The following is a 20472-nucleotide window of genomic DNA, read 5'->3' on the forward strand; positions in this document are numbered from 1 at the left end:
GCCAACAGATAACGCACCGCTAAAAAACAGCGTTGGGCATAATCATTTACCTAATAAAGAAACAAAAACTATGAACACTATTTTACACAAAGCAAACACCAGAGGTGACGCCAATCATGGTTGGTTACACTCTAAACACACGTTTAGTTTTGCAAATTATCACAATCCAGAACGCATGAATTTTGGCGTGCTACGTGTACTAAACGACGATGTAGTATCGGGAAACATGGGATTTGGCACACACCCCCACAGAGATATGGAAATCATTTCTATTCCGTTGGAAGGCGACTTAAAGCACGCCGACAATATGGGTAATGAAGCCATTATAAAGTCTGGCGACATTCAAGTAATGAGTGCCGGAACAGGTGTTACGCATTCAGAATACAACAACAACCCAAACAAACCTGTGAAATTTTTACAAATTTGGGTATTTCCTAATAAACGGCATGTAACGCCTCGTTACGATCAAATAACCTTACGCCGTGCAGACCGCAAAAATAAACTGCAGCAAATACTATCGCCTAACACCAACGATGCTGGTGTTTGGATTCACCAAAACGCTTGGTTTAACCTTACAGACCTAGACCGTGGTAAAAACCTACAATATACTGTTCAAGATCCAAAAAATAACGGTGTCTATGCTTTTATTGTTAAAGGCGACGCTACAATTAATGGTCAAGATTTAAACCAACGTGATGGGTTTGGTATGTGGAACACAGACACTGTAAAAATTACAGCCAATAGTAACGCCGAAATATTACTAATGGAAGTTCCAATGGAATTAAGTTAAAAATCAATAATAAATAAACAACAACCGTCTAAAAAGACAAAAATTAAATTAAACATGAAAGCAATTAAATTAACATTCGTATTAGTATTAGCAATTACATTACAAGCAATTGCTCAAAAACCAAGTCCTGAATTATTAGACCCTACTAACCACTCGTTAGTACTCATTGACCACGAAGGCCAGATGGCTTTTGCCACCAACAGCATAGACCCAGTAGAATTACGTAACAACGTGGGATTGGTATCTGGAACAGCAAAAATCTTTAACATCCCTACCGTAGTTACAACCGTTGCAGAAGAATCATTTAGCGGACCTGTTTTTCCAGAAATTATAGAATTCTTCCCTAATAACAAGGAATACATTGACAGAACTACTATGAACACTTGGGAAGATGAGAATGCCTACAAAGCCATTATAGGAAAAGGGAAAAAGAAAATTGTAATGGCTGGATTATGGACCAGTGTATGTGTTGTTGGACCAGTACTATCAGCCATAAATGATGGTTACGAAGTATATGTAATTACAGATGCTTCAGGCGATATTTCTAAAGAAGCACACGATATGGCTATCGATAGAATGGTACAAGCAGGCGCTAAACCTATCACATCTTTACAATATTTGTTAGAACTACAACGAGATTGGGCAAGAAGTGAAACATACGAAGCTGTAAACCAACTAGCAATGCGCTTTGGTGGTGGCTACGGACTAGGAATCCAGTACGCTCGTAAAATGTTAAAGCACTAAACCAACAATCTATAAAGCGCTTTGTGTCAAAGCAAAGCGCTTTTCAAAAATCTAATTACAATGAAACGATTTATTTTACTTTTAATATTAGCTGTAGCTTTTGTTTCTTGTAAAGACTCACAAAAAACAAGTTCTGAAACAGCACCATCAGAAAATACCGCAGATTTAATTGTAACCAATGCAAAAGTTGCAGTTATGGATGCTAACCGGACAATTACGGAGGCCATTGCAGTAAAAGATGGTAAAATACTAAAGACTGGTACAACCGAAGCCATTTTAAAACTAAAAGGAGAAAACACCAAATCAATAGATGCCAAGGGAAGAACAATCATTCCTGGTCTTAATGATTCACACCTACACCTTACAAGAGGTGGACGTTTTTACAATGCAGAATTACGTTGGGATGGTGTAAAAACCCTAAAAAGAGCCTTGGAAATGTTGAAAGAACAAGCCCAACGCACACCAGAAGGTGAATGGGTACGCGTTATAGGCGGATGGAGCCCTTTTCAATTTGAAGAAAAAAGATTTCCTACACCAGCAGAAATCAATGAAGCCACGGGAGATGTACCCACATTTGTATTATTTCTCTACAGTAGAGGCTGGTTAAACCAGGCTGGTTTAGATGCTTTAAACATTGATGAAAACACAAAAGCACCTGAAGGAAGTACATTTGAAAAAGGACCTGATGGCAAACTAACAGGCGTGCTGTTAGCAGAGCCTAACCCTACAATACTGTATGCTAGAATTGGCTCCTTACCACCATTAAGCGAAGAAGCAATGGTAAACGGAACGAAACAATTTTACAGAGAATTGAACAGCTTTGGGATTACGAGCGGTATCGATGCTGGTGGCGGTGGTCACAAATTCCCAAAGGATTATACAGGAACAAAAGTTTTAGCTGAAAATGGCGAAATGCCCATCCGACTTTCCTATTACTTATTCCCTCAAAACAAAGGCGCTGAATATGAAGAGTTTCAAGAGTGGATGGCAAATAATAAAGTGGGACATAACGGCGAAATTCATCTGGACCACGGTTACGAACTTGAAGGTGGTGGTGAGTTTTTAGCTTGGAGCGCAGGAGATTTTGAAAATTTCCTTGCACCACAACCAATGCTTGAGGATAGACCGACGTGGCGAGAAGATTTAAAGAAGATTTTAGTCCTTCACGCAGAAAACGGATGGCCTTTTAGAATTCACGCTACCTATGGAGAAACCATCAGCAATATGCTAGATGTAATCGAAGAAGTAAATACCGAAACAAATGGAAAACTAACAGCAAACCGCTGGATGTTTGACCACGCCGAAACGGTTAAGGAAGAAGACCTAAAACGCATAAAAGCCTTAAACGGTGGTATTGCCATACAAGCGAGAATGGCGTATGCAGGAGAATTTTTTGTGGAGCGTTACGGCGCAGATAAAGCAAAACAAGCACCACCAGTTAAGAAAATAATGGAAGCAGGAATCCCAGTTGGTGCTGGTACTGACGGTACTCGTGTAGCAAGTTATAATCCTTGGCCAGCATTATATTGGTTAGTTACAGGTAAGACCGTTGGAGATTTTCAACTCGCAGAACCTTCTAATCAATTAACAAGAGAAGAAGCATTGCACCTATACACAAAAGGTAGTGCTTGGGTATCTAAAGAAGAAGATGTAAAAGGAACTTTGGAAAACGGAATGTATGCAGATTTTGCTATCCTTTCTAACGATTACTTTACCATTCCGGAAGCAGAAATTAACAACCTAAAGTCGGTTTTAACTGTGGTTGCTGGTAAAGTGGTTTACGGTGCTGAAGAATACAAAAACATGAATCCATCGTTACCTGCGGTAATTCCAAATTGGTCGCCAGTAAAGTATTATGGTGGCTTTCAAAAAAACTAAAAGCAATGAAAATTCTAAAAATAAATTCCAGTAGCAATCGTACAACTTCTATTAGTAGAAAGTACGTTAATAAAGTAGCGAACAAACTGCTATCTGAACACACAGAAGCAACTGTACGAGAAAGAGATACAGCCTACACCAACTTGCCTTTTATAACTGAAAACATGCTTAACGCATTGTTTGTAAAAGGAGAACGCACCGAAAAACAAAAAGAAGTGCTGCAAGTAGCAGATGGTTTAATAGAAGAGGTATTAAATGCCGATATTTTAGTGATAGGCGCACCTATTTATAATTTTTCAGTTCCTGCATCGCTAAAAGCCTATTTTGATTTGATAGCAAGAGCCGGGCGCACCTTTACATATACTGAAAACGGCCCACAAGGTCTGCTTAAAGGAAAGAAAGCCTATATCGTTATTGCAAGTGGCGGCGTAGCAGTAGGAAGTGATGTAGATTTTTCGTCAAAATACATCCAACAATTCTTGAGCTTTATTGGCATCACCGATGTAGAAATTATTGCTTTAGATGAGTTGGTTAAAAAATCGGATCGCTCTTTTGCTAGAGCTAACAAACAAATTGAAGAACTATTCCAATTACAAACGGCAGTATAATGAACTTATTAAAAACAATTTTCAACCCGGGTACAAATGCCAACAAATTAAGTCTCGTATTATTATTATTGCGGGTTACTGCAGGAATATTTATGCTAACCCATGGCGTAGGTAAATTTGAAAGACTTATTAGTCCAGAACAAATTCAATTTGCAGACCCTCTGGGTGTTGGAGCTGCAGCATCTTTAGCCCTAACCGTTTTTTCTGAAGTGTTTTGTTCCATTCTACTCATTTTAGGATTGGGCACACGACTAGCAGCCATTCCATTAGTAATTACCATGCTCGTAGCAGCACTTATAGTACACAGTAACGACGGTTTTGGAAGGCAAGAACTAGGACTTCTATACGCGGTAATTTATATCACTTTACTGGTTCTAGGGGCGGGCAAGTATTCACTGGATTATTTAATATCCAAAAACAAAAAACAAGAATAAATTATCCTTATAGCAAGGAACACATTTTTAAAACAATAAATACATATAACAATTAAAATTTAGAATATGGAAACAGCAACAACAACGAAATGGAACATTGACAACGCACATTCAGAAGTAGGCTTTAAAGTAAAACATATGATGATATCTACCGTAAAAGGAGCTTTTGAAGATTTTAACGCATTTGTAGAAACGGAGAGCGATGACTTTAAAAATGCAAAGTTCAATTTCACAGCAAAAATTGATTCTATCAACACCAAAAACAAGGACAGAGATGCGCACTTAAAATCAGAAGATTTTTTCAACACGGCGGCGCATCCAGAAATGAAGTTTGAGTCTAAATCTTTTGATGGGGATAAAATCATAGGCGATTTAACCATTAAGAATGTTACTAAAGAGATAGCCCTTAACACAGATTTTAATGGTATTGCGGTGGATCCCTATGGACAAACCAAAGCTGGTTTTGAAATTACAGGAAAGATAAACCGTAAAGACTTCGGGCTTACTTGGAATGCCGTTACAGAGGCAGGTAGCATTGTAGTAAGCGATACAATTAACCTAGTAGCAGACTTTCAGTTTATTAAGCAATAGGAAGCAGGCACCACGTTAAATTAACGGGATTGGTACGCAGCCAAGACCAGTCCCGTTTTTTTTAATCCAGCAACCGCTATTAAAACCACAACTACACTAAAACAAAAGGTGATGAAAAAGTATGTATGGCGCTTTCTTAGTTTCAGTTACACTTTCTTACCCCTACTTTGCTGGGCACAGGCTACAGCACAATTAAATAAGGACACCTTGGATTTTAGCCTCTTACGTCAGGACGACAAGATACTAATAGTTGCACCTAAAAATGCCTACCAAAAGCTAAAGGCTATACCCCTGGGTTATAATGCTAGTTTAAGTTTAGGTGGAAGCTATCGCTTTCAAACCGAATCTTTTATCAATGAGCAATTCAATAAAAACCAAGACCAAACCGACTACTGGTTCTTGCATCGTGGCATGTTTCACGCGCACCTAAAAATGGCTTCAAACTTTGAACTATTCGGAGAACTGAATTCTAGTCTTATTAACAGCAGGGAAGACATCAGTCCTGTGCAAAAGGACGCATTAAGCATCAATCAACTATTTGCCAGGTATCGTGTCAATGACAGGTTTAATGTACTAGTAGGCCGACAAAACATGCGCTTTGGAAGCGGCAGACTGGTGGACGTGCGTGAAGGACCCAATGTGCGCTTATCCTTTGATATGGTGCAATTACAGTACACATACACTAATACGAAACTAACCGGATTCCACGCCATACCAGTTCATCTGCAAGCTGGCGTTTTTGATAATGACAGTTTTGAAAATTCAGAAACACTCACAGGATTGTACTGGACGCAAAATTGGACAACCAGCACCCATACAGACCTGTATGTGCTGCATAAAAAAGAAGACAATAAAACATGGAACAATGGTACGGCAGATGATAATAGAACCTCAATTGGGTTACGTCATTTTGGAAATTGGAAAGGACTGGTTTACAACAACGAGTTTGTATATCAGCTAGGAAGTTTTGGTAACCAAAATATTACTGCCTGGACAGCCTCGTTTAACGTAGAGAAAAAATTCAATACCGCACATCCTTTTATACTAGGTGTTAAAACAGAAGCCATTAGTGGCGACACCAATGGAAACGATACTACGCTAAACACCTTTGATGCGCTTTATCCCAGAGGAGCCTATTTTGGGCGTGTGGCACGTTTTGGACCATCTAATTTAATAGATGTGCATCCGTATGTAGAAACTCAAATTGGCAGAGTAGCTATTGCCTTGGATTATGTGGCTTTTTGGCGATTTTCACAAAAGGATGGCTTGTATAATCCAGCACTAATATTGGAATACCCTGCTACCAACAACGGAAAATTTATAGCTAGCCAACTAGGTGCTGCAGCAGCATTTTCAGCAACTAACTTTTTACAATTTACAATTGAAACGAGTATTATTTTTCCGGGAAACTTTTTAAAACAAAGCAACAAAAGTGACACCTTGCTTCATTTTGTGTTTACAACCGAGTTTAAATTTTGAATTCTTAATGGTTCGCATTAATTTAGATTTTAATACCGTAAAATCTCTGTTTGGTCTGTTAAACTAACGTTATACCAAAAGTTAAAATAAACCTATAAATCGCATCAAGTTTGTTAATTATGTGGCCTACTGCCAACCAGAATAACTTAAAATAGCTTCAAAAAAAATTATATGAAAACAGCATACAGCAACATACCTTTAGTTAAAAATGACGCTAAAAAACGTTTTGAAATTGTGGTAAACGGGTTTTTTGCTTTTATAGATTACAAAACAATTGGAAACGACATCGCGTTAATTCATACCGAAACAGATCCCGAGTTACAGGGAAAAGGCGCTGCCAGTGCAGTGGTTGAAAAAACATTGCAATATTTAGATAAACACAACATTAGCTTACACCCTTTTTGCCCCTATGTGTTTGCCTTTATTAAAAAGCATCCCGAATGGAAACGCATTGTTAGCCCCAAGTTTAATGGCTATAACAACTTATAGCTACCCCAAAAACAACCTAACGTTCCAAACCTAAACGCTAGCGTAGGCCAAACAAAATAAACAAAACATGAAAACAAAAACAGTAGAACTTGTAGTAAGTCCAGGAGAACCGCATTTTGTGGGCGATGGTTTTAGAGTACACAATTTTATACCCAGTCATTACAGTTTAAGCATGCAGCGCATGAGTCCATTTTTAATGTTGGACTATAACCCCACCTACCATTTTCCACCTTCTGAAAAACCCAGAGGCGTAGGCGTGCATCCCCATAAAGGATTTGAAACAGTCACTATTGCCTACAAGGGTAAAATAGCACACCAAGATAGTAGCGGAGGCGGCGGTGTAATTGGAGAAGGCGATGTGCAATGGATGACAGCCGCCAATGGTATCTTGCATAAAGAATATCACGAAGAAGCATGGAGCAAAAAAGGTGGCGATTTCCAAATGGTACAACTATGGATTAATTTGCCTGCAAAAGACAAAAAATCTGATGCCAAGTATCAAGCCATAAAAAAGGACGCTATCAATCGTTATCAATTACCTAACGGTGCCGGCGCAATAGAAGTAATTGCTGGAAAGTATAAAGGTATAATTGGCGCTGCAGCAACATTTACACCTGTAATCTTGTTAAACGCTAAAATTAATGATGGTGATAAAGCAGACTTTCAAATACCGTCCAATTACAACACGGCACTGCTTGTACTTGAAGGCAGTATCCTGATTAATGACACTGAAAACGTCCCCTTAAACCATCTGGCACTAATGGCAAACGATGGCGAAAATTTCGAAATTAAAGCCACTACAAATGCGGTCGTACTAATACTAAGCGGACAGCCTATTAATGAACCTATTGCCGCACATGGCCCATTTGTTATGAACACAAAGGAAGAATTAATTGCAGCCTTTAACGACTTCAACTCGGGTAAATTTGGAGCTTTAAACTAAGCCTGGTTGTATAACATAATAGCAGCCATTTTAGATGTAAGCAAAACAATAGAGTATTTTAAAAAAGTGCTCCAGACCACCAGCAACTAGTTAATATGGCATGTTTCAGTTTTGTTACCCGTTTAAGTGTCCTGTTAAATAGCAACATTTAAAACCAACATAAAAAATTTAATCTACTTGTTATTGCTAAAAATTAATGTCTGCACCCCTTAAAAAAGCTTGTAAGCTATTTACACTAAAATTATTTTAGGTAGTTTAAGCGTTTTCCAGTCTGCGCATATTTTAGTACCTTTCTTTTTTACATATTTTTTTTAACAAACGAGGGCTTTAAGTAAACAAGACAACCATGCTTGGGTTTAACAATAAGTTCCAACAAAGCGCATACTTATACAGCCTATTCTAATTAATAAATAGCATACACATGGCAGTACAACAACCTATTTTTCCAGCATTACCATTAGCGTCATGGTTAAAAACCAAGGAAACCTTACACCGTTATTTTCAAATTGTTGGCAAATTACGCTTGTCTTTAATGCCAAAAGATAATCATTGGTGGCACATTACATTATATGTTACAAATAACGGTTTGGCCACGGGTGCAATTCCCAACAAAGACTTTACTTTTGAAGTGACTTTTAATTTTATCGATCATAAACTTATTGTTTCTACTAGTAAAGGAGAAAGTCGTTTTTTTGAGTTGAAAGACGGCCTATCTGTAGCAGATTTTTATTGCAAATTTGCTGCCATACTTGATGAACTCAATATTGAATTTAACATCCTCGCCAAACCATTTGACTTATCAGATTCAATTCCTTTCCATAAATGCACAAGGCATCATTCCTACGATAAGGAAGCTGTTCATAAAGCTTGGCAAATTTTAGTTCAGGTAGATATGATTTTTAAAGAATTTAGTGGCAAATCCTACAGCAAAACATGTCCTGTACACTTATACTGGCATCATTTTGATTTAGTCGTAACGCGTTTTTCAGGAAAAAAAGCACCAGATATGGGAGCCGTTTCGCAAGTTGAAAAAGAGGCCTACTCGCACGAAGTTATCAGTTTTGGGTTTTGGTTTGGCGATGACACGATAAAAGAACCTGCATTTTATGCCTACACCTACCCTTCGCCAGAAGGTATTAACAAAGAACCATTACAACCTAAAACTGCTAAATGGCAGGATTCCAACGGAAGCCCTATGGCACTTTTAAAATATAAGGACCTTATTGCTAGCAAACATCCAAAACAAGAAATTATGAACTTTCTTGAAAGCAGTTATCAAGCTGGCGCTAAATTGGCTGGTTGGGACATAGCTGCTTTAACCGTTCCCAAATAAAAACATAGAGCAAAAAAAAAAGCTTCAGTAAAACTGAAGCTTTTGTTAGCTGTGCGGGCGGGGAGACTCGAACTCCCACACCTCGCGGCACTAGATCCTAAGTCTAGCGTGTCTACCAATTCCACCACGCCCGCGCTAAAAACCAAAAGTGTTTTTTTGGTTATTGGGATGCAAATATAAACAATACTTTGAATAATCAAACCTATCTTTTAATAAAAATGTTACATAGGTTTTGTACTTTTGAAAAAACACCGTAAAAAAGGGGTTTACCAATTCAAAAATTCGAAAAATTTTAGATATGACAGACTTACAAAACTACTTAACCAACCATAAAGAACGTTTTTTAAACGAGTTAATTGAGTTGCTTAAAATGCCATCGGTAAGTGCCGATCCAGCCTACAAAAAGGATGTTTTACAAACAGCCGATGCCGTAAAAAACAGGTTAGAAGAAGCCGGTTGCAGCCATGTGGAAATTTGTGAAACAGACGGTTACCCGATAGTTTATGGCGAAAAAATAATCGACAAAAATTTACCTACCATCCTTGTTTATGGCCATTACGATGTACAACCGGCAGATCCAATTGAGCTATGGACCTCACCACCATTTGAACCGGTTATAAAAAAAACCGATATACACCCAGAAGGCGCCATTTTTGCCCGCGGTGCCTGCGACGACAAAGGTCAAATGTACATGCACGTTAAAGCATTGGAGTTTATGACTGCCACCAACCAATTACCATGTAACGTGAAATTCATGATAGAAGGCGAGGAAGAAGTGGGTTCTGTAAATCTAGCTACTTTTGTAAAAAACAATCACGATAAGTTAAAAAACGACGTCATTCTTATTTCCGATACGGGCATGATTGCCAAAGACGTACCAAGTATTACAACGGGGCTACGTGGTTTAAGCTACGTAGAAGTTGAAGTAACAGGTCCAAATAGAGATTTACATTCAGGATTATACGGTGGCGCTGTAGCCAATCCTATTAATGTTTTGGCTAAAATGATAGCTTCACTTCACGACGAAAACAACCACATTACTATTCCTGGATTTTACGATAAGGTTGAAGAATTACCCTCAGAAGAACGTGCTGAAATGGCTAAAGCACCGTTTTCATTGGATGCCTATAAAAAATCATTGGACATTGATGCTGTTTATGGTGAAGCTGGATTTTCAACTAACGAACGAAATTCCATCCGACCAACATTAGATGTAAATGGTATTTGGGGCGGCTACACAGGAGAAGGCGCTAAAACCGTTATAGCTAGTAAGGCATTTGCCAAAATTTCCATGCGTTTGGTGCCACATCAAGAATGGGAAGAAATTACAGAACTTTTCAAAAAGCATTTCGAAAGCATAGCACCGGAAGGCGTTAAAGTTGTCGTAAAACCACATCACGGCGGTCAAGGTTATGTAACGCCTATTGATAGTTTAGGCTACCAAGCGGCCAGTAAAGCCTATGAAGCTTCCTTCGGAAAAAAACCTATTCCTCAGCGCTCTGGCGGCAGTATTCCTATTGTGTCGTTGTTTGAACAAGAATTACAAAGCAAAACCATTTTAATGGGCTTTGGCTTGGATAGCGACGCCATTCATTCGCCTAACGAGCATTTTGGCGTTTGGAATTATTTAAAGGGGATTGAAACTATTCCGTTGTTTTATAAATATTTCACAGAGCTTTCTAAATAACCCTGATGTAAACAAAACCCAACAGAACTAACTACCTGTTGGGTTTTTTTATTAATTAACACTATTTTTATGCTTATTAGTATTTTAACCCGTGTTATGAAAACACTTTTTATTATCTGCTGTTTCTTACTCTCCAACAGCCTTGTAGCGCAAAAAAGCCGCTCGGACACCAATAACATTCATATAAAAGCCATCCGCCAGGTTTTAGAAACACAGCAGGACGCATGGAATAATTTTAATTTAGAAGGCTTTATGGAAGGTTATTGGAAAAACGATTCTTTACAATTTTATGGCAGCAACGGTATTACCAACGGCTGGCAAAAAACATTAAACAATTATAAAAAAGGCTACCCTAGTCAAGCGCATACGGGAAGGCTACAATTTACCCTTAAATCAATTATGCCCATTGAAAAACAATCCTATTACGTTATGGGCTCCTACCATTTAACCCGTTCGGTTGGTAATGCAGAGGGCGATTTTCTTTTGGTTCTGAAAAAAATAGATGGTGCCTGGAAAATAATTGCAGATATGTCCAACTAATGCGCTGTTGTTGATGTTTTAAAATGATGGTATAAATCTTTGCATCCAAAACCCACAATAGCAAAGGTTTTATTTTTGGCCAAAGACTGCTTATACATATCGGCCAAAACAGTTACGCCATACTTATCAATATGTTTTAAACCTTCAATATTTATTGTTACACCTGGTTGCGAGGTTAAAATGGATTCAAATTGCTGCTTAAAAACGGTGGCAGAGTTTTTGTCTAGAACACCTTTTACGGCGTAAATATTATTGGTGTGTGTAATTTCGAGATTCATAAGCACTTCATTTAAAGGTTCTTTTAAATTGCGTGCTACTAATTGAGTCCCTTAAAACTAACCAAATTATTTGTACTTGTAGTTACTTTTCGATAAACATTCGTTTTTTATAGACCAAGTTAAAAAAAGATATCTATTTTTTTTTCAATAAAGTGAAAATAAGTATTTTAAGACAAACAAAGTCATAGCTATTTTACGATCATTAAATAAAACACTAGCCTACTTTGGTTCCATTAGGAACGGTGCGTTCGGGCTGTAAAATAACCACCTCTTGCCCTCCAGATAAACCACCCAAAATTAAGCAAGCACTCATGGTATTTGCAATTTGTTTTGGTGGAAAATTTACAACCGCTACTACTTGCTTACCAATTAAAGCAGTTACCGAATATAAATTAGTAATTTGAGCCGATGTTTTTAAGTGCCCCAAAGGTCCAAAATCCACCACCAATTTATACGCCGGTTTTTTTGCTTCTGTAAAATTTTCTACAGATATAATGGTTCCAATCCGCATATCTACTTCCTGAAACGTTTCCCATTTTAAGGTGTTCTGTGTCATTGTAACGTTATAGATTTAAATTATTTGGCACCCAAGTTATGTACCAGCTTCGTATTATTCGTTTTATATTTCTAAAATACTATCCAAAAATTAATAAAAATAACATTTATAGCATATTATTTAAGTAATTTTGTGTTTAAATATGAAAGTACTTCCATTTAAAATACCAAAACCAGAAAAAGACGCTTTAATTTATCAGGAAGACCACGAGCGGGTATTTTACGACAAATTGCATCAGCACGCCGAAATACAGTTTAGTATTATTTTAGCTGGACAGGGTACTTTAATTGTTGGCGATACGGTTAGTTTTTACGCTAAAAATGATATTATTATTTTAGATAGCAACATGCCGCACGTGTTTAAAAGCGACAAAAAACATGCAAATCCGTCGCGCATGCTATCGTTGTTTTTTACTAGAGAATCTTTTGGTCCGGATTTTTTTAATTTAGAAGAACTGCAAGAACTGAAGCCTTTTTTTAACCGATGCAAACACGGTTTTAAAGTTACATCTAACCAAAAAGCTATAAAAACGCTATTCTTACAGTTGGGTGCTGCAACAAAACTGGAGCGTTTTATACTACTTCTTAAACTACTAAAACTAGTAACAGCAGCTAATTATGATAGTTTATCCTCCTTTGTTTATAACAAAAAATACTCAGACAACGAAGGTAAACGCATGCGTGCAGTTTTAGAATTTACAATGAATAACTACCGTAAAAATATTAGCTTAACTGCAGTAGCCGAAGTATCTAACATGACTAAAAACGCCTTTTGTAAGTATTTTAAAAAGCGTACCAATAAATCGTATTTTCAATTTTTAAATGAATTGCGTATTGAAAATGCCTGTCGGTTAATGCAAGTGCAACCCGATGCCACTATTTCGGAAATTGCCTATCAATCGGGGTTTAATAATATTTCTAATTTTAACAGGCAATTTAAAATTATTAAAAGCAAAGCGCCCAGCACTTTCAGAAAAAGCTTAAACTAACACGTTTATTTTACTAGGATTTTTTTACGTATTGCGTAATTATGACAATTTGCTGACCACCCACTTTACCCTCAATATATGCTGCATTTTCATGATCCAAACGTATATTTCTTACTGCCGTACCTTGCTTGGCTACCATACTAGAGCCTTTTACCTTTAAGTCTTTTATAAGCACCACAGAGTCGCCGTTTTCCAACACCACACCATTAACATCGCGATGCACTATTTTACTACTAGCATCTTCGTGCTCGCCCGTTGCCCGTGCCAAAGCTAATGCCTCGTCTGGCAAATACATCATGTCCAACAAATCTTTTGGCCAGCCCTCATTACGCAAACGTTGTAACATACGCCAAGCCATAATTTGAACCGCCACATGCTCGCTCCACATACTATCGTTTAGGCAACGCCAGTGATTTACATCCATGCTAGCACGCGCCTCTATTTGGTCTGCACAGGTTTTACAAACCAAAATAGCTGTATCCACGCTTTCGTTTAAGCTTGGTGGGATAACATATAGTTGTAAATCTGTTTTTGATTGGCACAGTTCGCAACGGTTGCTACTGCGTTCTTGAAGTTTGGTTAATACGCTCATACTTGTTTTTTAACACTGCAATTATACGCATAAAAACGGTATATAAAAAAAGCCTTGGTCCCCACCAAGGCTTTATAAAATCTACCAAAAAAGGAAAAAACCAAAAACTTAGAACCTTTTTTTGATATTGCTATTAACCAATAAACACTGAATTATTTCATATAAGATGAAAAAGTATTTACAGGACGAATTTAAAGAATAAGATAATACGAAAATTAAAATTTCGATGAATGCCTAGCAACCAAAGGCAGAAAACCCGTTAGCGCCGATTAAAGAAAATTTAAACGTTTTAAAAAATCGGCTTTATTGGTTTTCCCTAGCGGAATATGCGCATTTCCTACTCGTATGGTATTATCCTGTATCTGTTCAATTTTTAAAATATTAACCACATAAGAGCGGTGTGCCTTGCAAAAAACATCGTCGGGTAATTTGCTTGCAATACTTTTTAAGGTGGTGTGTACGGGGTAGCTATCGGTTTCAGTTACAAAATTAACATAATCGCCATTGGACTCTAAATAGCACAGGTCCTGCAATTGAATTTTTACCAAACGCTTTTTTACGCTTACAAACAAATAATCGTCGTTACCTTCTGTTTTAGGGGCTTGTGTTATTTGGGTTTCCAACTTTTTAACCATTTTATTAAAGCGTTCTGCTTGAATAGGTTTTACTAAATAATCTATTACCAACGGATATTCAAAAGCTTTAATAGCAAAATTAGCATCGGATGTTGTTAAAATAATTTTGGGTTGAAATTTTAAGGTTTGTATAAAATCGAAACCTGAAAAACCAGGCATATGTATGTCTAAAAAAATAACATCTACTTGGTGGGAATTTAAATATTTAAGTGCTTCTATGGGGTTGGAAAACTCGGCTTCAAACTTTAAACTGTCGTGTGCGTTACTTAAACCTTTTATGATGGTTCTAGCGGTTGCTTCATCGTCTATAATGATATAATTCATGGTTTGTTATTGATTGATTTGGTTTAAAAAATCGGTCATACTATTCAGTATTTCCTGAAATTTTAGTTGTAGGTTGGTATTTTGTTTTTTTATATCTTCTTCATAGTTAGTAGCAATTTCGTAGCCTTTTTCAAGACTTAACAATGCTATTTTATGTTTTATTTTATGTACAATATTGGATACTTCCTCGTGTTTCCCATTGGCCAAAAGTAAAAAATAAGTTTCTTTTTCTTCCTGAAATTCAGCTTTCATGGTTTCCAAAAGCTTGTTTTCGAAGGCGGTATTACCATCGGCTAATTTTTTTATATACTCTAGTGTAGGTAGTTCCATGGGGTTATTTTTTTAGTGCCACAAAAAAGGTTGCACCACTATCCAGTGTAGACTCTACGCGAATATCGCCACCATTCATAGTTAAAATCTTTTTTACAATGGCCAGTCCAATACCCGAGTTACTTGGTTTTTGATGAATTGATTTAAACATTTTGAATATCTTTTTATGATATTTCGTTTCAATTCCCACGCCGTTATCTTTTACCGAAACCTCATAATGGGTATCTGTTTCGGTGTAGTCAATTTCTATCATGCTATTGGGTTTATTAGCATGTTCTATGGCGTTCATAATTAAATTTTGAAATACTTGCTGTATTTGTAATTTATTAAAAACTAATTTAGGCAATTGTTTAACTATGGTTATTGTAATGTTTTTAGGAATATGAAGGGTTTGAATCATAGTGGTAATTAATACATTTAAATCTACCTCCTCGTTTACAACCGCATCATCGGACACACTGGCATATTGCAAAATACCCGAAATTAAATTGTCCATTTTTTCTAGGGTAAGCTCAATTTGCTTAAAATGCTCGATGCTTTCTTCCTTTAGCAGTTCTAAATTGTCTGTTTTAATCCAATTGGCTAAAGCGCTTACATTACGCAACGGCGATTTTAGATCGTGCGACACAATATGGGCATACTCCTCCAGTTCTTCATTGCTTTTTTTAAGTTTTTTTAAAAGACTTTCTTTTTGAAAAGCCAAGCGCTTTTGTTCCGATATGTCCAAATGAATACCAATTGAACCCACCAATTCGTTATTTAAATTGTAATTTGGGCCACCACTAACCAACCAATGTCGTGGTTCTCCTTGTTTGTTTTTAATAACCACTTCGTAGTTATTAGATTTTCCTGCAATACGGTTTTCTATTTGCTCTTGAAGCACTTTTTTACTAGTGCTATCCAGAAAAACCTCAACACCCTTTTTTCCGACTAATTCATGTTCTTTGTAGCCCGACATTTTTTCGAAACTCTTATTCACCATTAATATACGGTCCTCGTTGTCCACTTCCATGAGTCCGAGGTTCATGTTGGAAATAATATTGCTGTATTTTAAACGTTGCGCTTCTAAACTTTTTTGGTAATTTCTGCTTAAACTAACATCGCGGTAACTCCATAAATGCCCTAAATACTCGTTGTTGCTAAAAATAGGAATATAATCGCGTTCTAGAACCACATCGTTTACCATAACAAGTTCGTCTGCAAGGACCTTTTTTCTGGTTTTTAAAATGTAATCTATGCGGTTTGTAAATTTCTCTGGATCTTTAAACAACGCTTTGCTTTCTTGAGCCGCATTGGTGCAGTCCTGACCAATTAACGTTTCTGGAGGGACAGGAATTTGAAATAAATCGCAAAATTTTTGATTGGTTAATACAATTTCCCTGTTTTCGTTTTCTAATAAAATACCGGCCTCTAAACTGGATATTAAACTAGATAACCGGGTTTCTGACGTTAGTAATTCCCGCTCAAATTGGTCGCGTTCCTTAATATTCAGCGCATTTTTTACTTTTAATGCCGCCAGTCTGGCAACACTTTCTACTGTTTTAAGCTGTTCTACATTGAAAAAATTAGCATCAGGGTGTTCGGAATCTATAATACCAATTACCTTATTATTTAAAATTATCGGTACTGTGAGTTCCGATAAATTATTGGTAATATCTGGTATGTAGCGTGAATCTTTGGCGGTGTTAACAATAATTTCTGGCTTTCCGGAAACGGCAACTGCGCCAACAATACCTTCGCCAAACTTTAAGGTAAGTTTATTTCTAATTTCATCGGTAGGGGTTAGTTTATCGCCAATAGCGGCAATTTGTTCTACTTCTTGTTTATCCTCCAAAACGGCATAGATAACGCAGTCGTTAGTGCCTAAATATTCGGCCAAAATAGAAGCAATTTCCCGCGCTATTTCGTAAACATCGTGCATACCAAACAATCGGGTAATAACCAGATCTAGCACCCCAATAAGTTGTTGGTTGGCTTGTTCGCTTTTTGTTTTGTTAGGGGTTTGGATTACTCGCGATTCCAGTTGTTGTTTTAGCTGATTATTTTCTTGACGAATAAAACTAATAATAGCCTCCAGAGAGCGATTTTTTAATCGTTCTGTTTCCAACTGTTTTATTAAGCTAGATAATCCTTTTAGTTCCATATTACCCAATTAATGCACGAGCTGATTTAAACTCCAATACTGAAAAAAGGCAGCAATCCTGTTTTCGTAATCCTCGTATTTTAAAGGCTTTAAAATATAACCAGCTATACCAAGCTGATAACATCGTAACATGTCCTTTTTATTGTTGGAAGTGGTAAGAATTACTGTAGGAATATATTTATAGTCCGAATGGTCTTTTAGGTATTTCAGAAAATCTAATCCGTCCATTCTAGGCATGTTCAAGTCCAGTAAAATAATGCTAGGTAAAACCTGTGCGTCTTTTAAAAACTTTAGCGCACATTCCCCATCTGCGCATTGGGTTATATCGTGGTCCAACCCTAGTTTTTCCAGCACTCTTCGAAATTTCATTATTTCAATAGCATCATCCTCTACTAGAAGGACTTTTAGCGATTTGTTCATGTGTACTGTGTATTGATAAGTAGCAAGATAATTATTTAATTAACATAAAAAAAGTCTGTAAGCATAGTCTTTCAAAAAAAAAGGAACAATAATAGCTACAGTTTGAGTTGTTGCCGTTTGTTTTAAAATTTAGTTTAAATGAAATAATGTACGCTGTTTGTTTGTTAATCCAGCCACAACCTGTTGGTACGAATGCGTAATTAGTTGCTTAACCAACGAGGCGTTTAGCTCACCGGTAAATAAATTAATGGTATTCCAGTGTTTTTTGTTGGCATGGTACCCAGGCAACACACTATGGTAGTTAGAACGCAGCTCTAAAGCATACTCCGGCTGGCATTTTAAATTAATAGTAGCCCTGTTTAACTCCCAACTTTTTAAAGAAGTGAGTAAGAATATTTTTCCTGCCACTTTAAAAACGAGGACGTCTTCGTTAAAAGGCAGGTGCTCGGTTACTGCCTTTTTATCTAAACAAAAGTTGCGAAGTGTTTCTATATTCAAAGGACATTGCTTTTTAGTGTGTTTAACATAGGTTTTTTGTCTTTTCTTGTAACTCGCATTGCGTACACGTGGCTTTTATATTTTCAAACCATACGAAAACCACTGTACACACAAGCCTTTTTAAGCACGGGTATAACAACTTGAAAAGATACTAAAACAGCAACAAAAGCTGTTTTCAGACTTTAAAGCGTGTGCAAATTTATTCAATCTCAAATAAAATAGGTTTACTAGGCGTCGCATCGTTTTGAAAAGGTGCTATTTGTAAATTTAAAAAATAGGTCCCATCTGCCACGGCATTTGGCACAAAAATAAATTCGGTTATGGTGGCATCCATTCGTTTTTTTCCGGCTGTATTCCAAAAAGCCCGATGTGCCAAAAGTAAGCCATCGTCTTTTTCTTTATCTATACTTGGCAAATCTATTAGTAGGTGTTTAACGCCTTTTTCACGTAAGTAAATGGCGGCGTCTTCCAATAAATAAGGCGGATTGGTATTGGAATATTGTTGGTTAAGTTTATCGGTTGTGTTTGGAATGGTGCGCAAAACAACCGCTTCTCGCTTTTTATTTCCCAGCGCAAACCGAATCTGTTTTTTAGAAATAACAAAGTCACCTTTTAGTTTTTCTGGTGCTACAGTAATTAATTCTGCCAAGAAAAAAAACTGGGTTAAACTGTTATTAACAGCGTGTACTTTTTTAGTAATGTGCCCTACACACTCGGTATGTGTGCCGTGCGCATGTGGGTTAAAGGTTATGGTGTTAAAATTAATATCTGCGCCTTGCGCAACGCTTGCTACCCAATCGCCATCTTGTACCGGCTCAATTTTTGGCGGCCCTTGATACCAAGCATTAACGTTGGTTGAGGCGGCTCTAAGCGGTATAGAAATATCGATGGGTTTGGTTAAATTTATTTTATATTTTTTAGAATTAGTTTCTATAGTGGCTATCATATTTGTTAGTTATTTGCTTGGTTACATCCCTAAGAAACGTAAAAGTACCCAGAATTACAAAATGCCTTTAGTTAATTTAACAGAAATAAATCGGATGCAATTCCATCGCTTAAAAACAAGCCTTCTTTAGTTACTAACAAGGTGTTATTTTGGATATACAACAGTTTATTTTGAATGTGTTTTTCTGCAAGCTTTAAAAGCAAATCTTTGTAATGTGCACCAAAATCCTTTTCAATATCGTTTAAAGACACGCCCCAGATTGTTCGCAAACCTGTCATAATTCGCTCATTATACTGGTCGGTTTTAGACAAAACCTCCCACTCTATTGGTAATGTATTGGCTGCCAAAGCCTTTATGTATTTGGTATTATTTCTTACATTCCAACCGCGCTGCTTGCCATTAAACGAATGTGCCGACGGCCCAATACCCAAATAATGCTTGCCTTGCCAATATGCCGTGTTGTTTTGACTAAAGTAGTCCGGTTTACCAAAATTAGACAGTTCGTAATTTACAAAGCCCTGTTTTGTTAAAACATTTACTAATATTTGAAATTGCTGCTCTGCCAAAGCATCATCTACAGGACTAATAAGGCCTTTTTCAATGAAACTGGACAAGGCTGTTTTGGGTTCTACGGTAAGCGCATAGCTAGAAATATGGGGCACTTTAAAGGCTAGTGCGGTTTCTATATTTTTAAGCCATTGGGTGTTGGTGGCACCCGGAATGCCATAAATTAAATCGACAGACACATTATTAAAATATTTGGTAGCCTCCTCCAGCGCTATTTTGGCCTCTGCGGCGTTATGCGCACGGTTCATAAGTTTTAAATCGGATTCAAAAAAGGACTGCACACCAATGGACAATCTATTAATTCCTATATTTTTATAGGATTCGAAAATAGTTTTAGAATTTTTTTGAACCGAAATTAAATCGTCTGGATTGGCTTCCAAAGTAATTTCTGGGTTATTAGAAACCTGATAATTAGCATACACTGCTTTAATAATTTGTTCCAATTCTGCCAAGCTTAACATACTGGGTGTACCGCCCCCAAAATAAATTGTGTTTACCTGGGTGTTTAAAAAAGCATCTTTGCGCAACTGCAATTCGGTAACCAAGGCCTGAACAAGCTCTGATTTTTTTTTCAGAGAAGTTGAAAAATGAAAATCGCAGTAATAACAAGCCTGTTTACAAAACGGTATATGAATATAAATACCAGCCATTTTTCCTGATTTTAGTTATTAGGTTTTTA

General features: G+C 37.0%; 23 protein-coding genes and 1 tRNA gene. 13 read left to right on the plus strand and 11 right to left on the minus strand.

Features of this window, described 5'->3' with window-relative positions; genetic code table 11:
• The first annotated feature begins 70 nt into the window (after nt 1-70).
• The 10 genes from ACFSQP_RS04790 (at nt 71) to ACFSQP_RS04835 (ending at nt 9289) form a co-directional block, all read left to right on the plus strand.
• Complete coding sequence (locus ACFSQP_RS04790; protein WP_376893188.1) at nt 71-790, plus strand: pirin family protein; 720 nt, start codon at nt 71-73, stop codon at nt 788-790.
• Between the two features lie 54 nt (nt 791-844).
• Nucleotides 845-1534 (plus strand): isochorismatase family protein, encoded by a 690-nt coding sequence (locus ACFSQP_RS04795; protein ID WP_376892229.1) that lies wholly within the window; start codon nt 845-847, stop codon nt 1532-1534.
• Between the two features lie 60 nt (nt 1535-1594).
• Nucleotides 1595-3412 carry an amidohydrolase gene (locus tag ACFSQP_RS04800; protein WP_376892231.1) on the plus strand — a complete coding sequence of 606 codons (1818 nt, stop codon included), beginning with the start codon at nt 1595-1597 and terminating at the stop codon, nt 3410-3412.
• Between the two features lie 5 nt (nt 3413-3417).
• On the plus strand, nt 3418-4020 hold the full coding sequence (locus ACFSQP_RS04805) for an FMN-dependent NADH-azoreductase (protein ID WP_376892232.1): 603 nt from the start codon (nt 3418-3420) through the stop codon (nt 4018-4020).
• Nucleotides 4020-4454 (plus strand): DoxX family protein, encoded by a 435-nt coding sequence (locus ACFSQP_RS04810; RefSeq protein WP_376892233.1) that lies wholly within the window; start codon nt 4020-4022, stop codon nt 4452-4454. Before ACFSQP_RS04805 ends, ACFSQP_RS04810 begins: the two co-directional genes overlap by 1 nt.
• 66 nt (nt 4455-4520) lie before the next feature.
• A complete protein-coding gene (locus ACFSQP_RS04815) occupies nt 4521-5045 on the plus strand; it encodes a YceI family protein (protein WP_376892235.1) in 525 nt (174 codons plus the stop codon).
• Between the two features lie 111 nt (nt 5046-5156).
• Complete coding sequence (locus ACFSQP_RS04820) at nt 5157-6524, plus strand: porin (protein WP_376892236.1); 1368 nt, start codon at nt 5157-5159, stop codon at nt 6522-6524.
• Between the two features lie 171 nt (nt 6525-6695).
• On the plus strand, nt 6696-7013 hold the full coding sequence (locus tag ACFSQP_RS04825) for a GNAT family N-acetyltransferase (RefSeq protein WP_376892237.1): 318 nt from the start codon (nt 6696-6698) through the stop codon (nt 7011-7013).
• 67 nt (nt 7014-7080) lie between these two features.
• Nucleotides 7081-7956, plus strand: coding sequence for a pirin family protein (locus ACFSQP_RS04830; protein WP_376892238.1), 876 nt, complete (start codon nt 7081-7083; stop codon nt 7954-7956).
• 421 nt (nt 7957-8377) lie between these two features.
• Complete coding sequence (locus tag ACFSQP_RS04835; protein ID WP_376892239.1) at nt 8378-9289, plus strand: DUF5996 family protein; 912 nt, start codon at nt 8378-8380, stop codon at nt 9287-9289.
• A gap of 52 nt (nt 9290-9341) precedes the next feature.
• Here the strand turns inward: ACFSQP_RS04835 and ACFSQP_RS04840 are convergent.
• Nucleotides 9342-9423 (minus strand) — tRNA-Leu (locus ACFSQP_RS04840).
• Between the two features lie 164 nt (nt 9424-9587).
• Between ACFSQP_RS04840 and ACFSQP_RS04845 the strand changes: the two genes are divergently transcribed.
• Entirely contained in the window at nt 9588-10976 is a 1389-nt protein-coding gene (locus tag ACFSQP_RS04845; protein ID WP_376892241.1) for a dipeptidase, read from the plus strand.
• Between the two features lie 96 nt (nt 10977-11072).
• Nucleotides 11073-11516 carry a YybH family protein gene (locus ACFSQP_RS04850; protein ID WP_376892243.1) on the plus strand — a complete coding sequence of 148 codons (444 nt, stop codon included), beginning with the start codon at nt 11073-11075 and terminating at the stop codon, nt 11514-11516.
• Here the strand turns inward: ACFSQP_RS04850 and ACFSQP_RS04855 are convergent.
• Together ACFSQP_RS04855 and ACFSQP_RS04860 are read right to left on the minus strand one after the other, a co-directional pair.
• On the minus strand, nt 11513-11794 hold the full coding sequence (locus tag ACFSQP_RS04855) for an STAS domain-containing protein (RefSeq protein WP_376892245.1): 282 nt from the start codon (nt 11792-11794) through the stop codon (nt 11513-11515). The genes ACFSQP_RS04850 and ACFSQP_RS04855 overlap by 4 nt on opposite strands.
• Nucleotides 11795-12008: 214 nt before the next feature.
• Entirely contained in the window at nt 12009-12350 is a 342-nt protein-coding gene (locus tag ACFSQP_RS04860; RefSeq protein WP_376892246.1) for a tRNA-binding protein, read from the minus strand.
• Between the two features lie 142 nt (nt 12351-12492).
• Between ACFSQP_RS04860 and ACFSQP_RS04865 the strand changes: the two genes are divergently transcribed.
• On the plus strand, nt 12493-13338 hold the full coding sequence (locus ACFSQP_RS04865) for an AraC family transcriptional regulator (RefSeq protein ID WP_376892247.1): 846 nt from the start codon (nt 12493-12495) through the stop codon (nt 13336-13338).
• A 13-nt stretch (nt 13339-13351) separates the two neighbouring features.
• On the opposite strand, the gene ACFSQP_RS04870 is transcribed toward ACFSQP_RS04865, so the two are convergent.
• The 8 genes from ACFSQP_RS04870 to hemW form a co-directional block, all read right to left on the minus strand.
• Nucleotides 13352-13930 (minus strand): PhnA domain-containing protein, encoded by a 579-nt coding sequence (locus ACFSQP_RS04870; RefSeq protein ID WP_376892248.1) that lies wholly within the window; start codon nt 13928-13930, stop codon nt 13352-13354.
• A 269-nt stretch (nt 13931-14199) separates the two neighbouring features.
• Nucleotides 14200-14889 carry a LytR/AlgR family response regulator transcription factor gene (locus ACFSQP_RS04875; RefSeq protein ID WP_376892249.1) on the minus strand — a complete coding sequence of 230 codons (690 nt, stop codon included), beginning with the start codon at nt 14887-14889 and terminating at the stop codon, nt 14200-14202.
• A 6-nt stretch (nt 14890-14895) separates the two neighbouring features.
• Nucleotides 14896-15219: an Hpt domain-containing protein gene (locus ACFSQP_RS04880; protein ID WP_376892250.1), complete on the minus strand. Its 324-nt coding sequence runs from the start codon at nt 15217-15219 to the stop codon at nt 14896-14898.
• A 4-nt stretch (nt 15220-15223) separates the two neighbouring features.
• Entirely contained in the window at nt 15224-17362 is a 2139-nt protein-coding gene (locus tag ACFSQP_RS04885) for a GAF domain-containing sensor histidine kinase (RefSeq protein WP_376892252.1), read from the minus strand.
• Between the two features lie 9 nt (nt 17363-17371).
• Entirely contained in the window at nt 17372-17782 is a 411-nt protein-coding gene (locus tag ACFSQP_RS04890; RefSeq protein WP_376892253.1) for a response regulator, read from the minus strand.
• A 129-nt stretch (nt 17783-17911) separates the two neighbouring features.
• Nucleotides 17912-18280 (minus strand): MmcQ/YjbR family DNA-binding protein, encoded by a 369-nt coding sequence (locus tag ACFSQP_RS04895; protein ID WP_376892255.1) that lies wholly within the window; start codon nt 18278-18280, stop codon nt 17912-17914.
• 199 nt (nt 18281-18479) lie between these two features.
• Nucleotides 18480-19226 (minus strand): cyclase family protein, encoded by a 747-nt coding sequence (locus ACFSQP_RS04900; protein ID WP_376892256.1) that lies wholly within the window; start codon nt 19224-19226, stop codon nt 18480-18482.
• Nucleotides 19227-19297: 71 nt separating this feature from the next.
• On the minus strand, nt 19298-20443 hold the full coding sequence (gene hemW / locus ACFSQP_RS04905) for a radical SAM family heme chaperone HemW (RefSeq protein ID WP_376892258.1): 1146 nt from the start codon (nt 20441-20443) through the stop codon (nt 19298-19300).
• Between the last annotated feature and the right edge of the window lie 29 nt (nt 20444-20472).

It is taken from the genome of Bizionia sediminis (genome assembly GCF_042684585.1).
GTDB lineage: Bacteria > Bacteroidota > Bacteroidia > Flavobacteriales > Flavobacteriaceae > Algorimicrobium > Algorimicrobium sediminis.